At 48.3% G+C, this 9927-nt stretch carries 10 protein-coding genes and 1 pseudogene; 4 read left to right on the top strand and 7 right to left on the bottom strand.

Translation table 11 applies throughout. The annotated features are described in order from the left end of the window. Positions 1–253, bottom strand: a 253-nt coding sequence (locus Q0614_RS03450) for a Type 1 glutamine amidotransferase-like domain-containing protein (protein WP_298786543.1), incomplete at its 3' end; no start/stop codon positions are given. A 124-nt stretch (positions 254–377) separates the two neighbouring features. On the opposite strand from Q0614_RS03450, the gene Q0614_RS03445 reads away from it, so the two are divergent. After that, positions 378–647 (top strand): hypothetical protein, encoded by a 270-nt coding sequence (locus Q0614_RS03445; RefSeq protein WP_298786541.1) that lies wholly within the window; start codon positions 378–380, stop codon positions 645–647. Here Q0614_RS03445 and lpxD read toward each other — a convergent pair. From lpxD to Q0614_RS03425, 4 genes are all read right to left on the bottom strand, one after another. Further along, positions 628–1578 (bottom strand): UDP-3-O-(3-hydroxymyristoyl)glucosamine N-acyltransferase, encoded by a 951-nt coding sequence (gene lpxD, locus Q0614_RS03440; RefSeq protein WP_298786539.1) that lies wholly within the window; start codon positions 1576–1578, stop codon positions 628–630. The two genes, Q0614_RS03445 and lpxD, sit on opposite strands and share 20 nt — an antisense overlap. 31 nt (positions 1579–1609) lie before the next feature. Further along, complete coding sequence (gene ilvN / locus Q0614_RS03435) at positions 1610–2080, bottom strand: acetolactate synthase small subunit (RefSeq protein ID WP_297882007.1); 471 nt, start codon at positions 2078–2080, stop codon at positions 1610–1612. A gap of 1 nt (position 2081) precedes the next feature. Next, complete coding sequence (locus tag Q0614_RS03430; RefSeq protein WP_298786537.1) at positions 2082–3776, bottom strand: acetolactate synthase large subunit; 1695 nt, start codon at positions 3774–3776, stop codon at positions 2082–2084. 444 nt (positions 3777–4220) lie between these two features. Then, on the bottom strand, positions 4221–4943 hold the full coding sequence (locus Q0614_RS03425) for a helix-hairpin-helix domain-containing protein (protein ID WP_298786535.1): 723 nt from the start codon (positions 4941–4943) through the stop codon (positions 4221–4223). Between the two features lie 113 nt (positions 4944–5056). On the opposite strand from Q0614_RS03425, the gene pta reads away from it, so the two are divergent. The 3 genes from pta (at position 5057) to Q0614_RS03410 (ending at position 8601) form a co-directional block, all read left to right on the top strand. Then, positions 5057–6655, top strand: coding sequence for a phosphate acetyltransferase (gene pta / locus Q0614_RS03420; RefSeq protein WP_298786533.1), 1599 nt, complete (start codon positions 5057–5059; stop codon positions 6653–6655). Then, positions 6655–7887 carry an acetate kinase gene (locus tag Q0614_RS03415; RefSeq protein ID WP_298786531.1) on the top strand — a complete coding sequence of 411 codons (1233 nt, stop codon included), beginning with the start codon at positions 6655–6657 and terminating at the stop codon, positions 7885–7887. The genes pta and Q0614_RS03415 overlap by 1 nt, the downstream gene beginning before the upstream one ends. A 519-nt stretch (positions 7888–8406) precedes the next feature. Further along, positions 8407–8601, top strand: coding sequence for a hypothetical protein (locus tag Q0614_RS03410; protein ID WP_298786529.1), 195 nt, complete (start codon positions 8407–8409; stop codon positions 8599–8601). An 85-nt stretch (positions 8602–8686) separates the two neighbouring features. Here the strand turns inward: Q0614_RS03410 and Q0614_RS03405 are convergent. Next, positions 8687–9182 (bottom strand): annotated as a pseudogene (locus tag Q0614_RS03405) (MetQ/NlpA family ABC transporter substrate-binding protein); the annotation flags it as partial. A 245-nt stretch (positions 9183–9427) separates the two neighbouring features. Further along, entirely contained in the window at positions 9428–9763 is a 336-nt protein-coding gene (locus Q0614_RS03400) for a metalloregulator ArsR/SmtB family transcription factor (RefSeq protein WP_005870653.1), read from the bottom strand. Positions 9764–9927: the final 164 nt, after the last annotated feature.

The raw sequence follows: 9927 nt of genomic DNA, 5'->3' as shown, positions 1-9927 counted from the left end.
CGTAAAGCACCTGCGCCGCGCCGATCTTTGCCTTCGCTTCGGCCTCGCTCGCTTTGGAAACGTCTAAAATTTGAACCTCAAAGCCCATTTTGGCAAACGCCTCTTTCGCCTCGTCCACGTAGTCTCGGTACTCCTCTACGTTTGCGGCAGTTGGGATAAAAAGCACCTCTTTAGCGCGGATATTTTGCCCGGCAAAATCCTCAAAAAGCGTCGCTGCGCCCGCAAAATAGGAGCACAAAAACATCTCTATCATCGTTTTTCCTTTCATTAAATTTTCACTGATTTAAAGCGCTCGTAAAGCTCAGCCGCAATGACTGCGAGCAATGCAACCCAAACTAGCAGAGTAAATTCTACCGCGCCCACAAAGCAAGCGCACGATGAAAAATAGCGCGGACAGAATTTCGCCGATAAAAGGGCAAAATTTACCGCCGCAACAGTTTGCAAACTATGCAAAAACCGAACGCAGCGCAAATCACTCCACAATCGCCAACTGCCTGGCGATTTCAAACTTCACTAAAACGACGCGAACCGATCAAATCGAGCTGGCTAGAGGAGTCGATCAGAGCGAACGATCAAATCAAGCCGATCAACCGAACCGACTAAAGCAAGTCAGCCAAGACAAAACGGCTAGTGCTTTTTATCTTTAAAAAATCTAACGATCTTAGCCTGCAGCTTGAACCACTCGCTAAGCTCCATTATAGGATGCCCTGCGTAGTTTTTGCCACCCGCTAAATCCTTGCTTATGCCGCCGCGCGCCGCGATCTGAGTGAAATCGCCCACGCTTACGTGCCCGCCGCTGCCGCTCTGTCCGCCCATCACGACGTTGCGTCCGAGCGTCGTCGAGCCCGCAAGTCCTACTTGAGAGACGATGAGGCAGTTTTGCCCAAGCTCGCAGTTGTGCCCGATCTGAACGAGATTGTCGATCTTGCTGCCGCGCTTAACGATCGTCGAGCCGAATACCGCGCGGTCGATCGTCGTGCACGCGCCGATCTCTACCTCGTCTTGTAGCACGACGTTGCCGTTGTGATAAATTTTAACGTGCTCGCCCGTTTTGGTATGCGCGTAGCCGAAGCCGTCGCTTCCGATGACGGCGTTTGCGTGGATTATGCAGCGCTCGCCGATGATCGCGTCGTTGTAGATGACGACGTTTGCGTGGATCACGCAGCCGCTTCCGATATGCACGTCATCGCCGATATACGCGCCGCTTAAAATGACGCAGTTCTCGCCGATCGTGGAATTTACGCCGATATGCACGCCCTGCCCGATCTGCGCGCTAGCGGCGATCTTTGCGGGCGCGCCCTTGCGAATGAGCGGCTTAGCAAAATGCGCGCTTAAGATTGCAAAGGCTAGGTGCGGATTTTCGCACTCCAGCGCTCGCACGCCGTTTGGGACTGCGGTGCCGCACTTTACCAACACGGCGGCTGCTTTGGTAGCGGATAAAAATTTCTCGTTTTTGTCGCTATCGCAGTAGCTCAGCTCGCTTTGCCTTGCGTTTTGAAGCGAATTTATCGCGGTGATCTCCGCGTCCGCTCCGCTAAACTCTATATTTAAAATTTCGGCAATTTTTGATAATTTCATTTGCGCTCCTTTGATTAAATTTTATCGCCGCTTACATATCCAGCGCGACGCTGCCGCCGCGGACGACGTCGATCGGATTGTATTTTTTTATCGTCTTTAAAAATCCGTCGATGCGGTCTGCGTCGTCGCACGCCATGATGACGATCTTGCTGTCGTCGCTGTTTGCGATGCTGCCGTTGTAGGCTTTTAAAACGGCGTCAAGCCCCGCTAAATTTTCGCCCAGCGCGATCTTTACCAAAACCATCTCCTTTTCGACGAATTTTGCATCATCGATGACCTTGTAGACGGGGATCAGCTTATGAAGCTGCTTAGTGATCTGCTCTATAACGCGCTCGTCGCCCGAAGTAACGATGCTAAGGCGCGATAAACCGGTATTTGGGATCGGCGCAACGGTGAGGCTATCGATATTATAGCCGCGCCCCGCAAAAAGCCCCGAGATCCGCGACAAAACGCCGTGCTCGTCGGTAACGACGACCGAGATTACTCTTCTTATGCTATTCATCCTAAGACTCCTGCTCAAAAATCATATTATAAAGCGCGCCGCCTGCGGGCACCATCGGCCAGACGTTTTCGAAGCGATCGATCTTAGCCTCGATGACGCTTACCTTTTTACTCGCAAGAGCCTGCTTCAGCGCATCTTCAAATTCCGCTTTGGTGCTAACGCTAAAGCCCACGCCGCCGAAGCCCCCCGCAATTTTTACGAAATCGGGCTGCGAGCTAAGATCGGTCGATGAGAAACGCTGCCCGTAAAATAAGCTCTGCCACTGCCGCACCATGCCCAAGAAATTGTTATTTAATACGATATTTACGACGTTTAGACCGCTCGCGCTCGCCGTCATCAACTCTTGGATATTCATCAATATCGAGCCGTCGCCGCTGAAATTTATAACCGGCCTATCTCCCGCATAAGCCTTCGCGCCCAATGCCGCGGGCAGACCGTATCCCATCGTGCCCTGCCCGCCGCTACTTAGCAGAGTGCGCGGCTTGCAAAACGGATAAAACTGCGCGACCCACATCTGATGCTGCCCCACGTCCGTAGCGATGATAGCGTCCTCGCCCGCGATTTTTGCGGTACTTTGGATAACCCACTGCGGCTTTAAAATTTCATCGCTGTCGTTAAATTTAAGCGGGTGAATTTCATCGTATTTGCGGATGAGCTCGCGCCACTGCTCGAAATTTTGAGGACTAACCTCGCTTTTAATGCGCGGCAGCATCTCCTCTAGCACCGATTTAACATCGCCCACGATCGGATAATCCGCGTTTATGATCTTTGAGATCGAGCTAGGATCGATATCGACGTGGATGATCTTTGCGTTTTTGCCGAATTCGCTAAGCTTGCCGGTGACGCGATCGTCAAATCTCGCGCCCAGGCAGATTATCAGATCCGACTCGCTAAGCGCCATATTTGCGGCGTAGCTGCCATGCATTCCTACCATGCCGAGGCGGTTTTTATCATCGCTTCGCATAGCTCCCAGCGCCATAAGGGTTTCAACAACAGGGATCTGCGCAAACTCGCTAAGCTCGCGTACCAGCTCGCTTGCGCTAGCGCTGATGACACCGCCACCAATGTAGAGGATAGGCTTTTTGGAGTTTGCGATTAGCTCGACGGCTTTTTTGATCTGTTTAGCGTTGCCCTTATAGTTCGGCTTATAAGTCTGCATCTTGATTTCGCTAGGATATTCAAAAACGCCAAGCTTCGCCGTTACGTCTTTGGGAATATCGACGTGCACGGGTCCAGGTCTGCCGCTGCGAGCGATGTAAAAAGCCTCTTTTAAAATTCTAGGCAGCTCTTCGATCGTTTTAACTAGATAGTTGTGCTTGACGCAAGGGCGTGAAATTCCGATCGCATCGATCTCTTGAAAGGCGTCGGTGCCGATGAGCGAGGTCGCCACCTGACCGCTGATAAGCACGATCGGGATGCTGTCTGAATACGCCGTAGCAAGCCCCGTAAGCGCGTTTGTAAACCCCGGTCCGCTTGTGACGACGGCCACGCCCACCTTGCCGCTAGCGCGCGCGTATCCGTCCGCAGCCATCGCCGCGGCCTGCTCGTGGCGCACCAAAATGTGTCTGAAGTATTTTTGTTTGTAAATTTCATCATAAATGTTTAGCGCCGCACCGCCCGGGTAGCCGAAAACCACCTCGACCCCCTCCTGCCGCAACGCCTCCACGATCATCTGCGATCCGCTAATTTCTTTCATACGCCCATCCTGTTTCGTTGGAATAATTTTGTGATTATATTATTTTGTAAATTAAATTTCACGAATTTAAGGCGCTAAATCGGGTCGAATTTAAAATTTAATAGCAGCAAGACGGGGGCAAAATTTTGGAATTTAGCAAGAGTAGAAAAGGCGAATTTAAAATTTATAATGCGGCTGGATTTTCATATTTAAAATTTTAAGGCGCGAGGTTTTGTCACGACAAAACGCGGTGCATCGGTTTTAACGTAAAATTTTGACTTGAAATTTTGCCACGCGAGGCTTGGATTAAATTTACAAAATTTTTTGGAATTTTATCGTAGCGCGAAGCAACGCCTGTGTAAATTTTAAATTCTACGTTACGAAATTTTAAAATTTAGCCGTAAATTTAGGGCGGGCGGAATCTCGATTATAAAATTTTAAATCCCGCCTGCGTAAAATTAAATTTTAAAATCCTCTATCTACCTGCACGCCTACGCCCACGTTAGCGCAGTTGCCGCTTTGCGGATCGCAGTCGCCGAAGCTTGTGACGCTACTGGATCTTTTTGAACGGATCGTTCCCATATGCATAGGCACCGGCATGTTACGGCGCGAGCTTCCGCCAATCTCGCTATCGCTCATACTGCCAGAACTTCTCCTGCGAGAATAATCATCACGCGGAGGTGGCGGTGGCGGAGGTGGCGGTTTTATACCTCCGTGCGGAGGTGGTGGCATGCCGCCAGGAGGCGGGGGAGGAGGCGGCATCATGTCGCCGTGCCTACCATATCCTCGCGGAGGAGGAGGCGGTAAGGTGCCGGTCTCTGTGATCGTGATGCCGTTTCCGTAATTTTCCACGCGCCTATAAGTAGAGCCTCCATAAACCGTGCGGGTGCGGGTCTTTTCGACTACGACTATGTCGCGCTCAGGCTGCACCGGCTGTTGCACGTTAGCTCTAGGTGATATTTCAAAGCTATTCTGCAGTTTAGCAGTATCGTAACTTGCAAAGCCGTTGATGCCCTTTAGCTCATCTGCACTTGAAATTTCGCGCTTTTGGCGGTATTGCATAAGCATATCCGCCCTACCCGCATCAAGTCCGCCGATAGTCATCAGCTCGTAGCGACTAGCTTCGTTTATGTTGATTTTCGCCGCGGCGAGGCTCACTAAAAGAGCCAAAATCACTAAATTTTTCATGTGCGCTCCTTTGTTGAAAGTTACCAAATTCTAAACCCTCACGATAAATCTTTGATTAACACGCAAGCAAAATTTTGCTACAATTGCCTATCTTATTTCAAAAGGATCAACCGATGAACGGAATTTTGCTCCTATGCGACGAACCTGCCGCCTACCAATCCGAGCTAAAAAAACTAGATAAAATTTTATCCATGAGCTTTCACAACGTTTTGCAACTTTGCATCGCTGGCGACAATGCCCTTTTTAGCAGGAGCGAGCTTGAAAAAGCGCTCGCAAACGGGCAGGATGAGCGCGTGCGAAAGGCGGCGATAGAGCGATTTGCACAGATTTTAGAGCAATGCAATTTTGTGCTGGTTCGCGGCGTAGCGGGAGCCGATCTGCGCGAGCTAAATTTACAAATCGCAAAAGATCTAAATATCCCAGTTTGCGGATTTTATCCTAACGAAATTGCCGCGCGCATCGGCGAGCACACAATCGCTGCAGCAAAAGCGGTAAGCTTTGCCAGCATATATGAGGATAAAATTTCATTTTCCGTGCTAAGACCTGCACAAGAGGGTGCAAATTCTAAAAAATCGGAGCTTTACGGTAAAAATTCTGCCTGCGAAAGTGATGCAAAATTTCACGACGAAAATTCTGCTTGCCAAAGTAGCGCGATAGAGCTTGATAAAGTCGTTGCCGATAAAAGCTACTTCACTGACGCCGCAAACTCCACGCGCTGTGAAATTCTAACCCCTTTGAAATTTGAAAGCAAGCTCTACGCAAAGGCTCGTGCGAACGTTAAAACCGTCGTGCTTCCAGAAAGCGACGATGAGAGAATTCTGCGCGCGGCCGCGATTATAAAACAAAGCGGCGCTGCAAATTTGATCCTTTTAGGGCACAAAGACGAAGTGCAAAAAAGCGCAAACAAGCTAGGTCTCGATCTAAGCGGCGTTAAAATTTTAGATCCGCAGACGGATGCGAGCTTGGAAAAATTTGCGCGCGATCTTTATGAGCTTCGCAAGGCAAAGGGTATGAGCGAGGCGCAGGCGCGCGATTTAGTGCGCGATCGCACCTACTTCGGCACGATGCTCGTGCATGAAGGGCTAGCCGATGCGATGGTAAGCGGTGCCGGCACGACTACTGCTGAGACGATCCGCCCCGCGCTTCAGATCATCAAGACCAAGCCGGGCATCGCGAGCGTTAGCGGCGCGTTTATAATGTGCCTGGATACGCAGGCTCTGCTTTTTGCCGACTGCGCCGTGGCGCCTAGCCCGAGCGCGGAGTATCTGGCGGGTATCGCGATTTCAAGCGCCGCGACCGCAAAGGCGTTCGGGCTTGAGCCGCGCGTGGCGATGCTAAGCTACTCCAGCGGCGATAGCGGCAGCGGAGAGAGCGTAGAATTTATCAAAACGGCGACGCAAAAAGCGCGCGAAAAGGCGCCGGCGCTTTTAATCGACGGACCGCTGCAATTCGACGCCGCAGTCGATGCGGCGGTTGCTAAGAAAAAAATGCCGGGCTCCGCGGTCGCAGGGCGTGCGAACGTATTTATCTTCCCTGATCTTAACTGCGGAAATATCTGTTATAAGGCCGTTCAGCGCACCGCAGGCGCCGTGGCGATCGGGCCGATTCTGCAGGGCTTAAAAAAGCCGGTAAACGATCTAAGCCGCGGCTGCAAGGTCGCCGATATCGTAAACACGATACTTATCAGCGCCATTCAAGCAGGAGAGAATTAATGGATATCCTAGTCATAAATTCCGGCTCGAGCTCGGTTAAATTTAAATTCCACGATATGCTAAATCACGCCTGCATTGCAAGTGGGCTCATCGAGGAGATTGGCTCGACGCACGCAAGCGGAAGCATCAATTGCGCCAATGGACGAAGCATAAAAGTTGAAAACGAGCAAATTCTAAATCACGAAACCGCGATCGCAATCGCGATTGATCTTTTAAAACAAAGCGGAGTAATCAAAGATCTGACTCAAGTAGGCGGCATCGGGCATAGAATAGTCCAAGGTGCGGATTATTTCGACGCTCCTGCACTCATAGATGAGGACGTAATGGCTAAAATCGCCGAGCTTGCGCCGCTTGCGCCGCTACACAATCCTGCAAATTTAGCGGGCATCAAATCCTGCCTAAAGATTGCTCCTAAAATTCCAAACGTAGCGGTTTTCGATACGATCTTTCATCAAAGCATCCCGCCTTATGCGTATATGTACGCGCTGCCGTATGAATTCTACGAAAAATATAAGGTTCGTCGCTACGGCGCGCACGGCACGTCGCATTGGTTTGTCTCGACAATGGGAGCGAAATTTTTGCGTAAAAAATACGAAAACTTCAACGCCATTACGCTACATCTCGGCAACGGCTCGAGCGTGAGCGCCATAGAAAACGGCAAGTGCATCGACACCTCGATGGGGCTAACGCCGCTTGAAGGCATCATCATGGGCACCAGATGCGGCTCGATCGATCCTGCGATCATCCCATACATCGAGCGCGTCGCGGGCTACAACGCGCAGGATATGGACGTCATAATGAACAAAAAAAGCGGACTTTTGGGCATCTGCGGCGCAAGTGATCTGCGAAAGGTATATGAAAAGATGGAGGGTGGCGAGCCGCGCGCGAAACTAGCGTTTGAGATGCTCGTGTACAGCGTCGTTAAGATGATCGGAGCGTATTACGCCGTGCTTGGGCGCGTGGACGCTTTGATCTTTACCGGAGGTATCGGCGAAAATGCGCCGCATTTTAGACAAAATGTCTGCGAGAAGCTCGCTCATATCGGCATCGAAATCGATGCGACAAAAAACGCAAAAAATACCGGCTCGATTAGAAATTTAAGCGCGGCGGATAGTAAAATCAAAACACTCGTAATCCCTACCAACGAGGAGCTGGCGATCGCTGAAGCTACGGTCGATACGATCAACAAAAACTCCGCGCAGATCGACTATCAGAAATACTCGGAATTTTAAATTCTATCTAGTGAGGTTCTGTGGTCATTTTGCGAGCAGCAACGCCAACTTGCCTTTTTCGTTAGGCAATTAAATTTTGGGTCTTGGCTGTGAGCTTGCGTGAAATGAAAGGGCTTTCTTTATTTTAGTGGCTTTCTGGCTAAGACGACACGAGAAGTTGCTATGCTACGCGCGGGTTTAAATTTTATTTGTCGCTTCCTATAAGGCTTAAATTCTTTCTCGGAAGAGGCGGAGCGGAGGGGGCTATACTTGCGAAGCTCCCTTTTACTTTGCTTCGGCCAGCAACCGCAAGCAGGTCTGCCGCCCAAACCCCGCCTAGATCACTGCGCGTTAGAAGCGGCGACGCTTTGTTTTTAAACAAAGCTTTGCTGGTTAAATTTAATAAATTTGGCTTCAAATTAGACCGTAAAATTCCAAAACAGGTCCTTATTGTGAAATTTACCGGATAATAAGGCATAAAATTTTAAAATTTAGCGCAAGCCGGGTTTTGGCACGCAAACTTTATTAAAGGAGCGAACGATGAGCGATTTGCTAAATTCTCAAGGCGCGCAAGAGCAAGAGGCGCCGTATCCCGATACGAAATTTACTAAATTTTTCGGGCGGCTTTACGCGGCGGTTTTTGTGCTGTTTGCGATCACGGCGCTTAGCGTATTCGTGCTGCCCGAAAATATTTTAGACGCAAGCGCGGTATGCGCGGACTTCGTTAAATTATGAAGCAGTTTTTTCCAAACATCGCCGCGATCGGCAAAATAAGCCCGCACACGCAGCTTGCGGAATTTTACGTCGCGGCATTATGGATCAGCCTCGCGGGGTTTTCCGTGATATCAAGCGGAGTTTTTAAAGGGTTGTCGTTTAGTTTGATCAGGCCTGCGCTAGCTAGCACGTCAAGCGCTCGGCTCTCGTTTGTAGGGTCGTTTGGTATCGCTACGGTGCTACCGTCTTTTAGCTCTTTGATATCTTTTATCTTTTTAGAGTAAACGCCCATAGGCTCGAGGTGAACGCCAACTGTTTTAACTAGATGAGTGCCTTTGTTTTTGTTAAATTCCTCAAGATACGGTAGGTGCTGGAAAGTAGTTAGCGTCTAGATCGCCGTCCTCGGTGGCTAAATTTGGAGTAGAGTAGTCGTTAAATTCTTTGATCTCAAGAGTAAAACCGTCTTTGGCAAGTATCGGCTTAACGACCTCTAAAATTTCAGCGTGCGGAACTGGCGTAGCGCCTACGACGATTTTCTCGGCTGCATTTGCTGCGACTGTTAGGCTTAGAGCGACTAGAGAATATTTGAGTAGATTTTTCATTTTATATCCTTTTTAAAATTTGGCTAGCATTTAAAAAAGGATATGAGCGGAGGCTTAAATTTATTTTTAAATGCTTAGCGAAACTAAGCGCTTAAAAAGAAATTTGTGCTTAGCGTTAGTCTTTCGACGACTTGGTTTCATAACGGCGCATTTCGCACATATCTGATTTCATTTTAGATCCTTTCGGTTAAATTAATTTCGCGCATTGTAAATAAAAAAAGTTTAAAAAAATAAACTTTAGAAATTTATCTTAGACTTTTTATGACACCTCTTGCATTTTTTGAGTTTTTGGCTGCTTTTTCCTCTAAAATATTTTTTAAACATTCCAAAAAATTTGGCAAACAGCAAATATCAACCGAGTAAAAAACATTAAGTCCGGACTTCTCGCTTTTTAAAATTCCCCCATTTTTTAATACCCCAAGATGCTTTGAAACCGTTGCTTGTTCTTTGTTTAAAAGCTCACAAATTTCACCTACGCTCATCTTTTTATCACCTAAAATCTCAACTATCCCAATCCTAATAGGATGAGCCAAAACTCTCATAAATTCGCTTTTTAGCGCAAGAATATCAACATATTGCATTTTTATACCTTTTTTATGATTTTAACTTAAAAGAACTAAATTTACACTTGACTATATTCCTATATTAGTATATAATCATATAAAAAATTTAAAGGTAAAAAATGCTCGATCTTTTTAATCAACACAATATATTTGAGTTTATCAAATTTTTCATACTTTATTTT

Source organism: uncultured Campylobacter sp., from assembly GCF_937997595.1.
GTDB lineage: Bacteria > Campylobacterota > Campylobacteria > Campylobacterales > Campylobacteraceae > Campylobacter_B.
Note: the sequence above shows the minus strand (reverse complement) of the source record. Positions and strands in the feature narration are given on the sequence as shown.

What these genes read in the sequence shown, in the direction of transcription:
- ilvN (WP_297882007.1), bottom strand. Translation starts at nt 2,080, where the DNA reads ATGAATAGCATAAGAAGAGTAATCTCGGTCGTCGTTACCGACGAGCAC.
- pta (WP_298786533.1), top strand. Translation starts at nt 5,057, where the DNA reads ATGAACGGAATTTTGCTCCTATGCGACGAACCTGCCGCCTACCAATCC.
- Q0614_RS03430 (WP_298786537.1), bottom strand. Translation starts at nt 3,776, where the DNA reads ATGAAAGAAATTAGCGGATCGCAGATGATCGTGGAGGCGTTGCGGCAG.
- Q0614_RS03400 (WP_005870653.1), bottom strand. Translation starts at nt 9,763, where the DNA reads ATGCAATATGTTGATATTCTTGCGCTAAAAAGCGAATTTATGAGAGTT.
- Q0614_RS03425 (WP_298786535.1), bottom strand. Translation starts at nt 4,943, where the DNA reads ATGAAAAATTTAGTGATTTTGGCTCTTTTAGTGAGCCTCGCCGCGGCG.
- Q0614_RS03415 (WP_298786531.1), top strand. Translation starts at nt 6,655, where the DNA reads ATGGATATCCTAGTCATAAATTCCGGCTCGAGCTCGGTTAAATTTAAA.
- Q0614_RS03445 (WP_298786541.1), top strand. Translation starts at nt 378, where the DNA reads ATGAAAAATAGCGCGGACAGAATTTCGCCGATAAAAGGGCAAAATTTA.
- lpxD (WP_298786539.1), bottom strand. Translation starts at nt 1,578, where the DNA reads ATGAAATTATCAAAAATTGCCGAAATTTTAAATATAGAGTTTAGCGGA.
- Q0614_RS03410 (WP_298786529.1), top strand. Translation starts at nt 8,407, where the DNA reads ATGAGCGATTTGCTAAATTCTCAAGGCGCGCAAGAGCAAGAGGCGCCG.